We start from the raw sequence: 18,642 nt of genomic DNA, 5'->3' as shown, positions 1-18,642 counted from the left end.
AGCATGAGGCTCAATAAATGCGTGCACTAACAGCAACTTTAGGCGGTCTTGGCTTTTACGTCAGTCTCATGGCGTCTTTTTCCATGACCACCGAAGCAATTGCAGGGTCGATTATCATTGAGGACAAAGATGGCGCTACATGCACCCTACCCGCCCCACCAGCAGAAAGTGGACAAACATGGCAATATGAGTTTCCGAACGCAGAATCCCCCTGCTCGGATAACAATTCTTTCAAAATAACCTTCGTCGAATTACCGTCAGCAACAACAATATTACTGACAGATGACAGGTCGTGCTCGAAGAAGCTCGATGGACGGGATGATGAGTTCAGCAATAATTTTTGGTTTGAACTTAAAACAAACAAAAAACACTCTACGACTCGTCTATTCGAAGTTGATGAAATTGATACCTTTCAGCCCCCACGAATAATCGACCGGGGGTTGGAGCTGAAAGCTAAACAACGCCTGAATCAAAATGCGCCTATCCGCGACAAACTGTCGTGCGTAAGAATAACGGCTTCATCGCCCGAAGTGATTAAACGAGAGCCTGTGAGGATTATCCCCAATGAAGCATGGAACAAAGTAGAAAAGGAGAGTAACTCGGATTTTACTTGCGCAGGCGACCAGGTCATGTTAGCTCGAGAACATAGAGGTGATGAAAATGGACCCACCCTATATCTCTGCGGCACCGCGGAATCTGAGCCACCCTTTACACTGACTGACAAGCAAGAAGTCGAAGTTGGCAGCGAAGAGGACTCCTACTATCTATGCCCGGGAAATAAAGTTTTGTATGGCCGCTATCATATGCACGACGAAACAAAACCCACCTCCTACCGGTGTGCGTCCATAGTCGATGCTAATAATAAACCGTTAAATCTGATCCGCAGTGAATGGTCGGATGAACAAGTAGAAAGTGAATCCAATATGCAGTGCCCCCCCAACGAAGTCATGATTGGACGGCAACACGAGGGCGATGAAAATGGCAAAACACGCATCCGCTGCACCAAGTTGACGAGAGAACAAATCGGACCTTCACAAGCTCAGTTGATCGAAGAGCGTGAAAAGGCAGAGAACGCACTTAAGTTGTTGAGGGATAAATCATGACAGCCTCACTTCCCGCTCAATCACAGGCAGCGTCTTTCTCGAGTTTCCTGGACAACGGAGTCGACGAACGAACGGGGCAGTACACCTTGTCGATCAAGATACCCGAGATCCAGTGCAACGCAGCCAGCGGGCCTGGCTACGCTTTTGCGCTGGTCTTCAGCCCGATGAACTCCACCAATTCAGGATTCGGTATGGGTTGGGACACCAACCTGACGCATTTCACGCCTGGCAAAAAAATACTGTCTCTCAACACAGGTGAACGCTTCAAAGTTACCGGAAGCACGCCAAACGGCACTCCGGTTTTCAAGGAAAAGAAACTCGACACCTTTCATTTTTCAGATGAGGGGGGCGGCACCTACCGTGTCACTCATAGAACCGGCCTGGTCGAAATCCTTAAAACCGGCGGCAGCATTGAAAACGAAGTGGCGCTGCCCCATGAGATTTATGCCCCCAGCGGCCACAAGATTTCCCTGACTTATGTTTCGGTCCTGGGTGTTCAGATGCTCAATACCATCAGCGATGACATGGGGGTCGTGCTGAAGATTGTGCGCAATGATGCTGGAACGAGGGTCAATCTGCTCTTACACCCTGACGGCGGTTCTGACGGAGGACCGCGCGCCGACTACAGACTGGAAGTCAATAGCGGGCGGCTCGAGTACATCCATCTGCCAGCGTCGGGAGGTTACTGGCATCTGGGATATGAAACGAAATATGGCGTGCTCCACATCACGGAGGTCAACACACCAAGCGGCGGCCGTGAAACCGTTGAATACCTCGATGACGGGCACAGTTTCCCCGGTAACTCAGATCAGAAACTTCCGCGGGTAACTCGTCACTGCACCTTTCCCGGATTCGGACAACCAGTGATGGAGACGACCTACCTCTATTACTCTTCCGCTCAGAACAACCACCATAACTTCCTCGGCAACGGCGCGACCGTCAGCGTAGTAGAAGGGATGGACTCTCTGTACAACGTCACTCACACCTACAATTACGGCACCACGATCAAACTTGTCGCTGATGGCAAAGAGGTGCGCAACGTGGTGCGAACCTTCAACCGTTTCCACCTGCTCACGGAAGAAGTCACCACCCAGAACCATTGTGTCAAGCGGGTTCTGACAACTTATTTCGCCGAAAATGTTCACTTTGAGAATCAGCCGCCACAGTTCCAGTTGCCCAGAAAAGTCGAAACACGCTGGGAAATGGACAACGATGTGTCCAAGTTGCGCATTGAGCAAGCCCTGACGACTTACGATGAAAATGGCAATTTGGTTGAACAGGTTGACACGAATGGCATCACCACTACACACGTCTATTACAACGATGCAGACGAAGATTGGCCCGGCGATCCACTCGGCTTTCAGCGCAGCCTAAAAGAAACAACGGTGTTTCCCTCGTCCCTGGTGAAGGGTGGGGGAGTGACCCTGAGAAAGCGTTATCGCTACGTCGCGCTACCGGCGTTGGCAAGCAGCGGGATGGCGGACTGGTTGGCAGTCGATAGCGAAACCAGTTATCGCATCGATGACGGTCAGGAAACGGAACTGCAAAAGAGCATCACCACCCACTTTATTGATCCGGCAGACGACTTCCTCCACGGTCGTGTCAAAAGCCAAGCCAATGTAATGAATGGCCACGCCACGATAACTAACTACGAATACTGCAAAATTCGCAACGATTTGGCCGGCGAGACATTGCTGCAAACAATCGAGACGCTGACGGGGTTCGATCATGAAGCAGGCAAGCATGAGGCTCAGGCCAGGATCCTGCGGCAGCGATCCCTTTTCAGCGGCCAAACAGTTTTCTCGGCAGATTTAGACAACGTGCAAACGCTTTTCCGGTACGACGACTTGGGACGTGTGAGCAGCGAGACGGTATCCCCGGGTACGCCGTTTGAAGCCACCCGCTGCTTTGAGTACACCGCCTCAATCGGTGGGAAACCCGCCGAGGAAGTGGTAACCGATGCCCGGAAGGTGAAAAGCTTCACCCGGTTCGACGGCCTCGATCGGGTGATTTACCGGGGCCAGCTTGAGCCCGCGACCGGGGGCCAGCCGGAGCCTGTAGAGCCCGTGCAGACCTACGAGGCGGAGCACGACGCCTTGGGCAATATGACGGCTGAGACGGTGTTTGACTGGCCAAACGTTGAGGTGCCGATACGCAGTGCCGAAGGTTTTTGGCCAAATGGTATTGAACCGTTGAAGCTGATTACCCGGTATACCTTCAACGATTGGGGCGAATCGCTTCGCACGATTGGGCCTGACGGTGTCGCTACTGTCGAGGACTCATCCCCCTTTGGCAAGAACGGACCGGTCGTGCGCAGCTGGCAGGAGAGCCCTGAAGAACCTCCCAGAATCAGCGCTTTGAACATCACAGAGTACAACCGTTTCGGCAAACCGGATTCGTTTCAACGGCTCGACGCTCAACCTTTGTACGATCACCTTTTGGTTGCTCATAAACAGGGCAAGCAGCCCGATGTAGCGCAAAGCCTCCATGCTTTGTTGCGCCGTCGCGAGGTGCCGATCTTATCGACGACCAACTATGTCTACGATGGCCAAGGTCGCCTTACCCAACAAAGCGAGACACTGGATAGCAGCCTCACGCGCACGACTGATTATGAACATGACGACTGGGATCGGATGCAGTCCACCACCCTTCCCGATAAAACCATCATCAGCCGTACCTTTGCCGAACACAGCACGAGTGAATTACCCGTCACGTTGCAATTGACTCCCCTCAACCAGAATCCGATATCCGCTGGCACACAAGGGTTTGACGGGCTATTGCGCCAGACCCATCGTAGCGTTGGTCCACGGGTCGAGCGTTACAGCTATATCGGGGGCCAGATGCAGATCGCAACGCGGACGACGCCCGCCAATGAGCAAATCAGTTATTCGTACGAACCGAACCTCACCGAGCAACCCACTGCCATCAAAACATCCGAGGGCGAGGCCACCTACGAATATAACCCCGTCAGTGCCAACATCGAGAAAGCGGTCAATGGCCAGGGAAATCGTCAATACACCTATAACGCCGTCGACCAACTAACGAGTGAGCAATGGACCGATGTTGATAGCACTTCCAAAGAAACGCATTACGTCACCTCCTTGCAACAGCGGCCATTGAACCGTAGTCACACCGACGGGCGGGACAATGTCTATGAATACGATATATGTGGCCGCGTCGCCCGGCTCACTCAAGGCACACTTCAAGCGAGTTTCGAATATAACGCCCTGGGCCAGCCAAGTCGCACCACTACGCATGACTCAAGCAACAACAATACCTTAGTGACTGAGCTCGAATACGACACACAAGAACGGGAGATAAAACGCACCCTGAGCCTGACCGGTCAACCGACGCGCATCATCACCCAGACCTGGCTGGCCGATAATCAGTTGCAAAGCAAACACCTGCAACTCGCCGCCGATGGACACAGCCTTCTGAAGGAGGAGTATCGCTATGATTTGCTCAATCGACTGCAAATGCATAGCTGTTCGGGTGAAATGCTCCCCTGCGACGCCCATGGCAATAGAATCAAATCACAGTTGTTCCGTTTCGACGCATTGAACAATATCCAGACTTGCCGAACGACATTTGACGTCAACGGAACTTCACAGATAGATAACGCAGCTTTTACCTACGCGACCGATGATCCTTGTCGGCTGGAGAAAGTTACCCATACCTATCTTGAAGGTGGTTATCCCGAAAGCCAGACATTCGAATACGACGCTGACGGCAATATGCTCAATGACGAGCGCGGGCAACGCCTGAGTTATGACAGCCAGGGTCGGTTGCTTTCGGTCAAACACCCGACGCAGGAACAAGTCCTTTACAGCTATCGTTACGACGGCCACAACCATCTTGTCGGGGTTCGCAAACAGGGCGAGAGCGAGAGCTTGCGGTTCTATCAAGGCTACCGTCTAAGCCATGTGATCAAGGACCATAAGCAAACGCAGTACATGTTCCTGGCGGATCTGCCATTGGGCGAGCAACAGTTGGACGACCACAATCGCACACTGCTTTTCATGACGGATGCCAGCCCGAGTGTCATCGGCGAATGCCTTACGAATAACCAATTGCGTACCGGAGAGTACAGTGCCTTCGGAGAGCGCACGGATACCCAGCTGCAAAGCCTGTTGGCCTTTAATAGCGAAGTGCGCGAAGAAGGTCTGGGCTGGTACTTACTGGGTCGCGGGTACCGCGCGTATAACCCGGGACTGATGCGTTTTCATACCCCGGACTCTCTCAGCCCGTTCGGTGCCGGCGGCGTCAATCCATACGTCTATTGCCTGGGTGACCCGGTCAATTTCAATGACCCAAGCGGGCACTATAGAACCAATGGACGACCGACTTTGACTGGCTACGTCTACCCTTTCGAGCAACCGAAACAGAGCTTTTGGGATAAGTGGCTTCCCGTCGCGGGTCTCGCTATTGGTTTCGCAGTCGCAATCGCATTTACGCCTTTCACCGGTGGTCTGTCTCTTGGACTTGCACTCGGGGTCGTCGGCGTTGGGCTCAGTGGTATTGCGTTGGGTGTTGGCGTTTATGGAACGCTCAAGGAGGATCAAGGTGCGATGACTGCCGCAATGTGGTTGGGTATTGCAGGTACTGCCCTCTCGGTTGCCGGTGGTGCGATTGCGGCGAGGGCTGCTGCTAAGGTTGCCGCTGCGCAAAAAACAGGCGTTGGGGTCGCGCGAGGCGCTGCCGATGATCTGTTGAAACTACCTAACGTGAAAAGTTTTGTAAAAACGGTTGAATCTTCGGGAATAAGCAATTTCAAGATTCCGAGACCTAGCCAGATTAAAGTGCCTAAACCGTCTATACGGCGTAGTGAGTTAACGTCCAGTCCAGCGCGCAGTTCAGTTTCGTCCCGAACCTCGCCTTCATCCGGCTCACAAAGTGTTTCCGCTCACGCGTCTGACGACAGCTTGACGACATCGCGTCTGAATAATTTTGCAGATTTGCCGGACGCCGCCCCGCCGTTGGCACCTGTTCCGATGCGCCCCTTCGAATCTGTACCGGGCGGTTATATCGGGGCTCAACAAAGGGCAACTAAAACCGCAGGATTCAAAAACTATTTTTCAGCCCTCCCCGTGATGTAACAACGACATCAACCATCCAGGTGCAGTCCTACAAAGGGCTGCACCCATTACCTTCCTATATTTACGCCGCCTGATAGTCAAACAACACGCCTTGCAATAATCCCAGCGCACAGCCACACCAAAGTGAGAGTTCTCTCATATCTCCTCCCTCTCCAGCTTTCTAGAATCCCTACCCCGTCGAGACAAGACATTGCTCGTGACTTCGTTTGCCTCGCATCGCTACAGCGCCCATGTCTCGATCTCCATGCGCTGGGTTCTGCGAGACTAAAAAGGATTTGAATTGTGAAAAAAACTCTACTCGCGTTGTCTCTGGGTTTGACTGCAAGCCTCACCGCGACAGGTGCCTTCGCCAACACCGGCACTATCAACTTTGAAGGCAGGATCACCGCCAGCACTTGCCCGATTGAAATCGTCAACCCGGAAGACGGCTCCATCGGCAACCAGGTCAAAATGGGCAACATTGACGTCAGCCGCTTTACCGCCGTGGGGCAAGAATACGGCGGCAAGCGATTCGCCTTGCGCGTGAAGGGTGGTTCGGGTTGCGTCCTGACACCCACCAGTACCGCCAGCGTAACGTTCAATGGTACGGCTGATTCTACTGGCGCCAACTTCGCGGTCACGCCCACGGCAGACGGCGCGAAAGGCGTCGCTATCACGCTGAAGGATAAAAGCGGTGCAGCGATCCCACCGGGCGGATCCTCTGTCGATTACGACCTGGACGACACCAATCCGACCGACATGTTGTTCAACGCTTACTACCGTTCGATAGCCATGCCTGTAACGGCGGGTGCTGCCTCGGCCGACGTGCAATTCGTCGTCGCCATCAACTGACTCCCTGCCCCTGTTCGCTATTGCAGACACGGGGCGTTCTGATGCTGTCCAGGCGGGCACTGCTCGCCTGGACCATAGGTAATGAACATGCTCGGTTTGATCAAACTGGTGGACTTTTGTCGGCCCACCGTCGGCGTTTGTGTGATTGCGTCCATGCTCGCGACATACATACCCGCCAGCCAGGCGGCGCTGAGGCTCAGCGGCACCCGCGTGGTATTCGATGGTGAAAAACGCAGTACCTCACTGGTCGTTACCAATCCAGGCGAAAAACCATTCGCCGTGCAAACCTGGGTCAACACGGTCGAAGACGATACCACCACCCCGGTGCCGTTTATTTCTTCTCCACCGCTGTTCCGACTCAACCCGGGAAAACAACAGCAAGTGCAGATAAGTGGCCTGCCCAACAACCTCCCCACCGATCGCGAGTCATTGTTTTATTTCAATGTTCAGGAAATTCCCCAAGCCGATGACAGCCAGGGAAATGTTCTTAATTTTGCACTGCGCACCCGAATCAAGTTTTTCTATCGACCTGAACAGCTCACGGACAATCCGGTCGCTCGATTGAAGGATCTGCAATGGTCGATCAAGCGCATCGGAGACAGACAACACCTTGTGGTGAATAACCCCACGCCTTTTCATGTGACTTTCGCGCGACTGGAAGTGACCAGCGCCGACCAAAACCAAATCATTCAGGCCGTCAGGATGGCCGAGCCATTTTCCAGCCATACCTACGCACTGGATTCGCTCAAACCAGAGACTGGTTTGCAGGTGGTATTTTCGGCCATCAACGATTACGGCGGCTACACCCTCCCTTTGACCCTGCCTTTACAGCTCACACCGTGAATTGCGCTTCTGCCCGGAATACACCATGACATGCTTACCGGAAAACCGGTGCGCGCCCTTGCGCCTGCACCTGGCCCGACTGATTGTCATCGGCAGCGGTGCGGGACTGTTGCTCGATGTAAAGGCTGCACAGGGAGCATCGACCATCGAGTTCCAATCCAGTTTCATGCGCCAGAGCCCGGAAACTGATGCAGAGGCCGGGGCATTGGCCCTGAGCACGCTGTCGAACGGCGACGATCTCGGTCCTGGACGCTATTGGGTCGATATTCAGGTCAACCTCAATCACTTTGGCCAGCGGGAAATCCAATTCATTCTCAACCCCGAGGGTGATCGATTATTACCTTGCCTTTCGCCCCGGCTATTGGACGAGATGGGCATCCGGCTCGACGGTCTGGTCGATCCGGATTTGCTGCAAACGACGTGCATCGACCTGTTGAAACTCGTTCCCGGCGCGCAAATCGATTTCGATGGCAGCAAGCTGTCGCTTGCTCTTTCCGTGCCTCAGATCGCCATGCGTCGCAACGTCCTGGGCGAGGTTGATCCCGAGCGCTGGGACAACGGCATCAACGCCGCGTTTGTCAGTTACCAGGTGTCGGCGCAACAAACCAACAGCCGCCATGCAGGCGATCAAAGCAGCGATGACCTGTACCTCAACAGCGGTCTGAACCTCGGCTCATGGCGATTGCGCAGCAACCAGTCGCTGCGTATGAATGAGCAAGGCGAGCGGGAGTGGACGAGAACCAACACCTTTGCCCAGCGTGATTTGCCGGGCACCCATGCAAACCTGACTTTGGGTGAAACCTTCACCAGTGGCGACGTTTTCAGAAGCGTGCCCATCAGGGGCGCTGTCATAGGTTCGGACCCTGGGATGCTGCCCGATGTGCTGCAGAATTACGCGCCGATCATCCGAGGCGTGGCGCAAACACGCGCCAATCTGGAAATTTTTCAAAGCGGTTACCCGATTTATTCCACCTATGTCAGCCCTGGCCCTTATGAAATCGATGACCTCAGTATCAGCGGCGGTAGCGGCGAGCTGGACATCGTTCTAACCGAAGCGGATGGACAGGTCCGACGTTTTTCGCAACCCTACGCGACGCTCAACAATTTGCTGCGCGAAGGCGTGTGGCGCTATAGCAGCGCGCTGGGTCGCTACTATGGCGCAGACGATCTTGAAGAACCTGTGTTCTGGCAGGGAACATTGGCCATGGGCACTGTGTGGAGTTCGACGCTGTATGGTGGCCTGATGGCCAGTGACTTCTACCGGGCCGGCACCGTTGGGGTATCCAGGGACCTGGGATCGTTTGGCGCGCTGTCCCTCGATCTGACCCAGTCCCGCGCCGATATCGGCAACGTGGACTCGCAGGAAGTTCAAGGGCCGAGTTATGCGGTCAAATATGGCAAGTCGTTCGCCTCCAGAACGAACGTGCGCTTCGCCGGTTATCGCTATTCCACCGAGGGGTATCGGGACTTCGATGAAGCTGTGCGCCAACGCAGCCAAAGCTCAACCTGGCGCGGCAGCCGTCGCAGTCGGCTGGAGGCATCCGTTTATCAGAATATAAGCGCTCAAAGTTCACTGAGCCTTTCCCTGTCGCAACAGGATTATTGGCAGAGCACCCATGTCCAACGCCAGTATCAGTTCAACTTCAACACTCGATACAAAGGCGTGAATTACAACCTGTTTGCCTCCCAATCGTTGAGTAACGATCGTGGCAATGACCGGCAGATTGGGCTAAGTGCAACCTTTCCATTGAATTTTGGTCATTCCAGCAACGCGACTTTGGACTTCCAGAGAAACGGCGATCAACTCAGTCAGCGCGCGAGCCTGAGCGGTAGCATCGATCAAAACCGGCTCAGCTATCAGGCGTCTGTCAGCAACGACGAAGCGAGGCAAAAGTCCGCCGCGCTTTCGCTTGGGTATCAGGCGTCCGCCGGCAGTATCGGCGCCGGTCTCACTCAAGGTAACGACTACCGAAACGTTTCGCTCAATGCCAGCGGCACTGTGATGCTGCATTCGGGAGGCGTCGAGTTGGGGCCTTACATGGGTGAAACCACGGCGCTTGTTGAAGTTCCAGGCATTGAGGGCATCGGGGTAGTGAATGCCATTGGCGTTGAAACCAATGTGCGGGGCTACGCACTGGTGCCGTACTTGCGTCCCTACCGAGTCAATCATCTCGTCCTGGAAACGGATAAGTCCGGCCCCGAAGTAGAAATCGATAACGGTACCGCCCAGGTCGTACCCAGACGCGGTGCTGTGGTTAAGGCGACCTTCGCGGCGCGCTCTGTCACCCGCCTGGTGATCACGGGCAGTACCGCGAACGGTCAGCCGTTACCCTTCGGGGCTCAGGTGAGCAATGGCAATGAAGTCATCGGTATCGTTGGGCAGGCCGGTCAAGTCATGCTTTCGACCAGTGCCGAACCGCACGTTCTGCAGGTGCGTTGGGGGGCACAAACTGAACCGCGGTGCCAACTGTTCGTTGACCCACAGAACATGCAGCAGACACAGGGCTACCGGTTGCAGTCTATGACATGCCAATCGTCGTCGCGCTAAGACTCAAGAGGCGCGGAAAACCATGACCACCCTGACCGCTCAGGAAATCATCATGAAACTATCCATAAACAAATTGGTTGGCTTGCTGGGGTTCGTTGCCGGTTTCCATCACTTTCCGGCGCAGGCCACGCCCAACTCCTGTGATTGGAGAACCGGCGCCGGGACCATGACATTTCATCAGAACCTCGGCAGTGTATTCGTGCCACGAGATGCGCCGGTTGGTAGTGTGATAGGCAGGGCTTCGCAATTCATAAGAACGTCAAACAACGAAGGACGCGCCATCATCTGTGAAAACGATGGGAATGTCCGACTGTCATTCAATGCACATACGAGCGTGCCGCTTGCTCAGGGTCTGTTGCTAGCCACGGGAACTCAAGTGGCTCCCAATACCCTCATGCAAACCAATATTCCTGGTGTAGGTGTACAGATAAAACTGTTGTTCCCGTTCGATAACTCCGCGAGCAACGCTTTTGTCCCAGATTTCGGCGACTCCACCGTGCCGTTCAGCGCACATCACCAACGACCAATGGGTGCCGCATTGCTGACTTTTTCACGGTTGGAAAGCCGAATTACGCTGATAAAAACAGGGCAGATTCCGCCGGGGCCGCAAACACTCAACGGACAAGAATTGTTCAGCGGTTCTTTTTCGGGCATTACCGGCAAGGCTTTTGGGGTCGGACTGATTGGTACGGTGGTCCAGGCTCATTGCGGGACCAGCCAAGTCAGCGCCGACCCTGTGCAACTCGGGGACTGGGACGCGGTCGATTTTTCGGGGCCGGGCTACACGACCACTGCAGTACCGTTCAAGATCACCCTGGCTTCATGTGTTACCGATGGGCGCGATATCAACATCGCCTACGCCAACATTCATCTTGAGGGTGCCAGTGGCTCGCAACCGGCAACCCCATCGGGAGTTTTCAGCCTGACAGCTGATTCCTCGGCTGAAGGGATGGGTATACAGATCCTGCGCGGCGATGGTCTTACACCCGTCGAACTCGAGCGAGAAGTACCTCTAAAACCGATAAGCAACGGCGACACCGTTCTGGATTTTACCGCGCGGTATTATCAACTTGGTGCAAGCAGTGACATACGTGCCGGGTCTGCAAAAGGCGCGTTAAACTTTACATTGACTTACAAGTAGACTTGTTTAGGTTCGCGCTAACAGCGTCTGTGTCCAGACAAGTATTCAATCGACAAGTGTCAGTGTCAGTAGTGGGAAATCAGGCGAAGAATCCGGAGGCCAGGTTTTCCCGCCGTCAAAGCTGACGTAGACGCGACCGGTGAGTGGCGCATTACGGCGGAGCGTATTCAAAAAAGTCTTCGGTACCCGGATGACTTGATCCCCACCGATACCAACGAGCACCTCGCGAGCGGTGACCGCACGACCGTTGATCACTGGATAGGAAATGGGGACTCCACTCCCACTATTGAGGCCGGTCATCGTTATTCGGATCCAATGATCGGTACTCATCAAGGGCCACGGTATGAGGGTCATCTTCGCACCTGTTGCCTCGACGTTCCTGTAGCTTAGGTCTCCACCTGTAAGCCCATCGCATTGAACCGTAGGCAGGCCGCTTAGCTTGATGATTTTTAGAGTAAGTCGTTGAGACGGTAACTGTTCAGAATTGTGGTCGACCACGACGTAGTAAACAGGCACCTCCTTATCGATAAAAGGGGCGACGGATTCCTTTGGAACCAAATAACGTCTTTGCCCGGGGTCTATAGGGGAATCAACTCGACAGGCACCCAACGAATCGGGCTCGCCCCACTGCAGCCACACCTCTTCAGATGGATAAGCCGCACCCTCAGGAATCACCACAACCGCACCCGTCGTAACCTGCAACGGATCGAGCGTTTGGCGCGCCCCCTCACCCGAGGCTTTTTCTACACTAGGCCAAGGCAAATCACGCGGAATTGGCGTTGCGGCAACGTCCAGCTCCACTGGTTCGGAACGATGACTCACATTGCCCGCGCGGTCCCGCACCTTGTACCACACATAGCGCCAACCATCGTCTCTTTCACGGATCAGATCACCTGGAATTGTGATGATGACGGGTTCGGAATAGTCGCTGTCATCGAGCTCGATCTCGCCGCCCTCTTCCTGGGTACCCGGGGTTGGACCCCAATACCACGTGATGCGATCCCAGGGCCGAGGACTTGTATATGACGGGAGGCCAGCCTTCACCTCGTCATCGTTCAATTCAAGGTAGCGGGCGGTCAGTTTGTTGGGTGGACGAATATCGTCAGGAATACTCAATTCGCTGGCGGTAGCCAGTATGGGAGGGGTTTTATCGATGGTGACGTTGACTGGCACTGAATCTCGAGGGGGTGAACCATTCCAGGGAAGTACTCGGTAGCGCAGCTGATGTACACCCTCTTGCAGATTGGCAATTGGTACATGCAACCAGAGATCGGGCGGATTGTCCGGATCAATTGGCCCTTGATACTGCTTTGTGGCAACCGGATTACTTTCGTCGTTATCCCATATCAGTTCCAGGGTATCGAATACCTCTGGGGCCTGAGCGTAATCGGGCCAAAGATTGAATTCTACGCGTAACGGTTCAAGCCATGCGTCCTTGGGTAGCAGATTTTCTTCGCCGCCAGGCATAGGCGGAAGCGCACCGATTACCCTGGGAGCATCCAGATTTTCAAGGCTCTGTTTGCGAGAAAGTAAGTTTTTGAACAATTCGAAAAGCTTGAACATGCTGGTTCCCTCACACATGAAAACAAGCCGAAAAACACCGCTTATTACATTCCCGGCAGATAGATACCACTTCCTCTTTTCTTGTAATCGATTACCCGCCATCCCTCCGGTACGTACGGGGGAGGCAAAAACGCCATCCCCTCTTCAACGTATTAAATTACCAGCGATAACGTGCACCGACATTGAAGCCCCACGGCTGCTCGATCTTGTCGCCGTTGCTGTAGTCAAGATCAACATGCATGGAGACGGCTTCGTTAATGTTCACGGCAATGCCTGTACCCAACTCACCACGGGAGCCGGACAAATTGTTGTTGAATACATTGTTGTTGACTTCAACTTCATTGTTTTTGGCGAACTCGTGAACATAGGCTACCCGGATATAGGGCTGGACTGTCTTGTTCTCACCCAGGTTGAAATTTCGTCCCGCAGTGGCGCCCACCTTGCCCAGCAGGGAACGCGTACGATCCCCTTCGGCGACCAGGCCATTGTCGAGGTCGTAATCCTGACCTTGAATGATCACACCCGACAATTGTGTGTACGGCTCTACGAAGTAATCGTCGGCCAGTTTGATATGTCGTCCGAATTCAAGGGATGCGCCAACACCGTTGTTGTTGTAGTGACCTTTGGTCTTATCACCATCACTGAGCTGGACGTCGGACTTGTTCTGGAACCGGTTGAACTTGAGTACGCCATCGAAGTAATAACCGCTGGGCTCGTCCATCCACGTGGTGTAGGCGCCCAGATAATAGCTGTCGACCGTGCCACTGGTGCCTCGGCTCAGATCGATATCGGATTGGCTATAGCCACCCAACAGGCCCACGAGCCATTGGCCATCGCCAGCCGGCAACACACCATCGGCACCGAAAGACAAACCCTGCTGCGTTTGTTGATAGGCGACGCCGGAGTTGGCGCTGACGTCGTACTTGTTGCCGTACGCTCTCACCCACCCGCCAGCTTTGCCGTGGTCCATCCGCACCTCGCCCATCCGGGTACGCAGCGTACTCAGTTCGCCGTACCAGACAGTCGGGGCTGTATTGAAAAGCGCAAGGACCGAACGCGTGCCAGGGCTTATGGTTCGGCTCGTGGTGTTCAGGTACCAGTCTTTGTCGCCTTGTTTGATCAGGTCATAAGAAAACGCACCCAGATCCACTTCGCCACCTAGCAGCGTGAACTGAGCATCGCCGCCGCCGATATGCACAACGGGTATTGACCCGGCCGCCACAGGTTCCGAACCGCTGGAATCGATCGAAACCAGATGATTGCCACTGGCTGTTCCGGTGACGGTCAGGGTGTCGACCACGCCGAAATTGGTGTGCATGTAGAACGTACCGCCCTCACCCGCCAGATTGCCAACCGTCAGCTTGTAGAACTCGCCAGGGTTGCCGAACTGAATTCCACCGCCGTTGAGTTCTACATTCCCGACGTTCCCGTCACCGACCATGACCCACCTGGCTCCGCTATTGACAGCAAGGCTGGACACATTGTCGAGTTGACCGGTCAAGGTCGACTGGTTCTGCAATGTGATATTTGCAAAAGCACCGGATTCGACAGTGACATCACCCACCAGATGGCTGTTATCGACCGTCATGTTGGCCGTCGAGGAACCTTTGACTTCAAGCAGATTGCCGTTGCCCCCGACCAGAGTGGAGCCATTACCTACTTCAACAGTAGCGATAATCGGCGACAGACCAAAGTCGTTGATGAGGATTGCCGAGCCGCTTTGACCTACCACGTCCGTATTGTCGAGCACCAGACGCCCGGAGTTGCCTGTGCCGCCAGGCGTAAACAAAACACCATTACGCCCACCACTTATTTTGCTATCGGTCGCCGACGCCAGACCATTAGCGATTTGAAGCCCCTGCCCGCTCGTACCGGTGAGAACCGTGCGGGTCAAAGCCAACACACTCAAGTTACCCACCGAGGCACCGTTCGTCCCCCCGGTAATGACGCTATCGGTGACGCTCGATGATGAGCCCTGAGGGTTGGCGGCGACAGTGCCAAGCGACAGGCCCGTACTGGTACCCGTCACAATACTCCGGGTAATGTTCGCACTGGCATCGACTAAATCGACAGCAATCGGGCTTCCCACGGATGTCACCGTGGCGCCGTTGAGCGTCAGCTTCGAACCTGTATCAGCTCTGATCTCACGGGTCGTTGCCCCATTGGCCGTCAGGGCGGAATTGTTTCTGAGCAAATAATTATCAGCACTGACATTGCCGTTGATCACGGCGGTTTCATTGTCAAGGATTCTGGCCATCGAGTGGGTGCTTACCAGCAAAAAAGGCAGGAGAGGCGCCCACTTGAGGGAGGCCGATAAAGGCTGTAAGAGCAAGGCATTTCTATTTTTCATCAGGCACCAGAGAAAGACGATTTCCATGACAAGTTCGCAGAGCTACCGACATGTTTGTGAACTCACAAGGGTGACAAGATTAGCGAGCAGCCTCAGAATGTTCTGTAGGACTAATCCGAACGTTACGGAAAATAATCCGTGCGCTTACGATGGCCGAAAGGAAACTCCCTCCGGCTTACTCATCGCAAATACCTCAAGGCCTGGGAATTGCGCAGTGACCATTATTTTCGAACACGCCAATGAGAACTCCAACTACATCACTGGCCACTGTTTCACCGCGAATCGTGATGCCGTATGCAACTTTCCCTCGTCCTCCCGAATTTCCTGAACCACCATAAGTAGGTTTCAGGCATTTATCATAAGGGATAAACCAATTGATACCGCCTTGCTCTTCAACCGAAGTGACAGGCAACTCTTCGATCAGATAAGTTTTAGGTAATGCAGTGACTCCGTCCAGTTCGTACGAATTCCACACAGCAATTACGTGCGCGCCGACCTTCAAGTAATTTGAAGGCGGGATATGTACGTTTATCCCCCAAGTCGAATTTTTTTCGAGCAGATGAGTGCAGTTGATTGGATTGCCTGGAAGGGTAGGTTCCGGCAGGTCGACTCTCTCAACGATTACGTTGATCGTTCTACGCAATGATTCCTGCGGATTCGGAACACCGGGGCGAGTCAAGATGTAGTACATTGGCAAATCCGTCATCACCAAAGTCTTTTCTATAACGGACCAAAGAATAGTGATCGGAACTTCCTGATTAGGCGCTTCATTACCCGTAACGGTGTAGGGCGGACTTACAACTTCACCATTGTAGACGAGCGTCAACACGTCGCCAATCTTGGGATTATCATACAGCTCGATATACCCCGTTGCATCTTTACCAATATCCGCCGGTGTCAACTCGGTTGAGCTATTGCTGAAACTCTGGAACCTGATAAGTTCCAGATCCTCATTGATCGGCTTAGGATCAGGGTTTTCCGGCCCCGGAACTTCAAAGTTTTGCACGACGGAGATATTACCCGGAGAGGCTGTCGGGTAGTCTCCTCGATAGACCACATAGTCTACTGTTACTGTTTGGTTCCCCCCTGTCACAAAATCATATGTTTCCTTGAGGATGGACCACGGTACATCTATTTTCACATCGGGTAAATGCGCGCCGACTGTTGTCTTAACCTCCTTGTCTCCCCACTTGATCACAATGTCGTCATTGCTGTCCCAACCTGTGTATAGCTTTATATGCACCCTCGTAGGACCGGTAGTCTCGGCGGCATCGGCACGGTCAATCAAACCATCCGCAGCTAGGGGGACCGAGCACTTTTCCAAGTCGGCGGGTAGTTCACCCAAAGCAACTAAAACAGGTTTTGGCAGAGACATTTCACTGCGGTTGCCCGCTTTGTCGTACAAAAAATACACTACATAATGGGTTTTCGAACCGATGTTCGTAACGAAACGCTTTGGCACCAGTACTTTACGATCAGCAGGAAGCACGTCCCAAAAGGCTACAAGTTCAGGGAAGTCGCTTTCATCCTCCGGAATCGTGTCCATCCAGGCAACAGCAACTCTAACGAAGTCTTTTTTCTCCTCAGCAAAATCTGGAATTTGGCATATGACACCGTTGTCTTGATCCAAAGTTTCCGTTGTGATCAAGCTTGGTACAATCATGGCCAAAGGTACGGCAGGCCAGAGCGGCCCTGTCCGGTCAATGGTAATGGGTGCCGATGCATGCACTTCATCATTGTTCCACATCTTCAAGCGGTATCTGAATTGGAATGTTCCTTCATAACTATTAAAAATGGTTAGAGGTATTTCTCTCTTCAGTGGGAAATTAGAGCTGGGTAGCGCGACACTGCCTGGTATCGATTCTGAAGGCCGAACAGGTAAATAGTCCGCTGATGAACTAGGCAGCCACTCCAGATACAATGTGTCTTGCGGGTCACTAGGTTGATCCGCTAGACGATCCGGCCATTCCGGAATCTCGACCTTTATCGCCGCGCTAATGTAGATTTTTGGCATCAATCCGTCGGCATCTCCAGGGAACGCATCAATGATGTCAGGGGGCACCAGGTTTACTCGAGAAAACTGTTTGCGATAATCGATGCGCACCTGTTCAGCCGTTAGTTCTTTGTATGAGTTGGCCATGCTTATCTCTCCAAAATCGTTCGGGTTGAGCCACGTATGACCTCATGGCGTTCAAAGACATCCTTGGCAGTTCAATGCATGGCTCCACTACTACGAAACGCTTTGCCGTTTCTGCCCGATCATAAAAACCTGGACGAATTAAGCGCCGTTTTTTTTTAACGCGATACTGTCAGAGTTGATAGGTGGCTGCTTATACAGGTGCAGTTGAAAACCATCGCATAATGACTCCGCTCTCATTGTTAATGCAGAGCACAGTGCCAGTCCGCCCTGTAGGAGCGAGCCTGCTCGCGAAAAACCTGAGGGCGGCGCCAGGCATCTGGTTTTACGCGTTATCGTTCACGACCATCGCGAGCAAGCTCGCTCCTACAGAGCTGGTCGGCATTACCAAGATAAGAAATCATGTTCAAGGTCACACCAAATCCCCCAGACACCGATCCGGTCTCCCCGTACGAACCCGGTTAAAAAAAGCTCAACGAGGCCACCGAGAGCGCTCTCGACTTCCACTTCGCATCGATTGCCGACATCAAAGCCACGCCGCGCCCCCCCAGCACCCTGTTTACCGTCGACCCGGAGGCCACGACCGAAACCCTGGCGTTTTTTTTGGTCGAGACACTGGCTTCGGTCGATGTGATGGTCCATCAATTAATGGATCATCTGGAGGGTGCATCAATTAATGGATCATCTGGAGGGTGCATCGCGCTATGCGCTGTTGGGCATTTCCAACAGCATCATGGTGGCGGAGATCACGGCGAACCGGGTGCTGGATCAGATTGATCCGCCTGCGTAGGAGCTGTTACGCGAAACCTGTGTGGCGAGGGAGTGGCTTGCTCCCGGTCGGGTGCGCAGCAGCCGCAGCTTTTTGGGGCCTGCGCATCGGGCCAGACTTCAGCCAGTCCGAGGGCAATGGCGTCGGCCACGCCCTGGGCGCTGAGGCTGTCTTTGAACGAGTCGGGAGCGATAACGATTTTCATGGGAATTCTCCAGTATCGATGCCCCCATGCTGCCAGCAGGTATCAACAATAACGCC

The 18,642-nt window shown here is 53.7% G+C and carries 9 protein-coding genes and 2 pseudogenes; 7 read left to right on the top strand and 4 right to left on the bottom strand.

Annotated elements, in window-relative coordinates:
* Positions 1-17 precede the first annotated feature (17 nt).
* The 6 genes from IC37_RS13125 to IC37_RS13100 all read left to right on the top strand — a co-directional run bounded on the left by IC37_RS13125 (position 18) and on the right by IC37_RS13100 (position 11,562).
* Entirely contained in the window at positions 18-1,103 is a 1,086-nt protein-coding gene (locus IC37_RS13125) for a hypothetical protein (RefSeq protein ID WP_030131409.1), read from the top strand.
* Positions 1,100-6,199: an RHS repeat domain-containing protein gene (locus tag IC37_RS13120; protein ID WP_051414861.1), complete on the top strand. Its 5,100-nt coding sequence runs from the start codon at positions 1,100-1,102 to the stop codon at positions 6,197-6,199. The genes IC37_RS13125 and IC37_RS13120 overlap by 4 nt, the downstream gene beginning before the upstream one ends.
* A 282-nt stretch (positions 6,200-6,481) precedes the next feature.
* Positions 6,482-7,030: a fimbrial protein gene (locus IC37_RS13115; RefSeq protein WP_030131411.1), complete on the top strand. Its 549-nt coding sequence runs from the start codon at positions 6,482-6,484 to the stop codon at positions 7,028-7,030.
* Between the two features lie 87 nt (positions 7,031-7,117).
* Positions 7,118-7,873, top strand: a complete 756-nt coding sequence (locus IC37_RS13110; RefSeq protein WP_030131412.1) for a molecular chaperone — start codon at positions 7,118-7,120, stop codon at positions 7,871-7,873.
* Positions 7,874-7,898: 25 nt separating this feature from the next.
* Entirely contained in the window at positions 7,899-10,421 is a 2,523-nt protein-coding gene (locus IC37_RS13105; protein ID WP_030131413.1) for a fimbria/pilus outer membrane usher protein, read from the top strand.
* Positions 10,422-10,443: 22 nt separating this feature from the next.
* Positions 10,444-11,562, top strand: a complete 1,119-nt coding sequence (locus tag IC37_RS13100; RefSeq protein WP_051414862.1) for a fimbrial protein — start codon at positions 10,444-10,446, stop codon at positions 11,560-11,562.
* A 45-nt stretch (positions 11,563-11,607) separates the two neighbouring features.
* Here the strand turns inward: IC37_RS13100 and IC37_RS13095 are convergent, their stop codons facing one another.
* The 3 genes from IC37_RS13095 to IC37_RS13085 all read right to left on the bottom strand — a co-directional run bounded on the left by IC37_RS13095 (position 11,608) and on the right by IC37_RS13085 (position 17,615).
* The gene (locus IC37_RS13095; protein WP_256580730.1) at positions 11,608-13,125 is read right to left on the bottom strand and encodes a hypothetical protein; all 1,518 of its coding nucleotides are present in this window, start codon (positions 13,123-13,125) and stop codon (positions 11,608-11,610) included.
* A gap of 157 nt (positions 13,126-13,282) precedes the next feature.
* Complete coding sequence (locus tag IC37_RS13090; protein WP_256580729.1) at positions 13,283-15,502, bottom strand: autotransporter outer membrane beta-barrel domain-containing protein; 2,220 nt, start codon at positions 15,500-15,502, stop codon at positions 13,283-13,285.
* A gap of 166 nt (positions 15,503-15,668) precedes the next feature.
* Entirely contained in the window at positions 15,669-17,615 is a 1,947-nt protein-coding gene (locus IC37_RS13085; protein WP_030131417.1) for a hypothetical protein, read from the bottom strand.
* Positions 17,616-18,014: 399 nt separating this feature from the next.
* Between IC37_RS13085 and IC37_RS13080 the strand changes: the two are divergent.
* Positions 18,015-18,402, top strand: a pseudogene (locus IC37_RS13080) (DUF6124 family protein).
* Positions 18,403-18,472: 70 nt separating this feature from the next.
* On the opposite strand, the pseudogene IC37_RS29255 reads toward IC37_RS13080, so the two are convergent.
* Positions 18,473-18,586 (bottom strand): annotated as a pseudogene (locus IC37_RS29255) (glycerate kinase); the annotation flags it as partial.
* Between the last annotated feature and the right edge of the window lie 56 nt (positions 18,587-18,642).

The organism is Pseudomonas sp. QTF5, from assembly GCF_000512695.2.
Taxonomy (GTDB): Bacteria; Pseudomonadota; Gammaproteobacteria; order Pseudomonadales; family Pseudomonadaceae; genus Aquipseudomonas.
The sequence above is the reverse complement of the archived record's forward strand: the minus strand, read 5'-3'. Positions and strand labels throughout refer to the sequence as shown.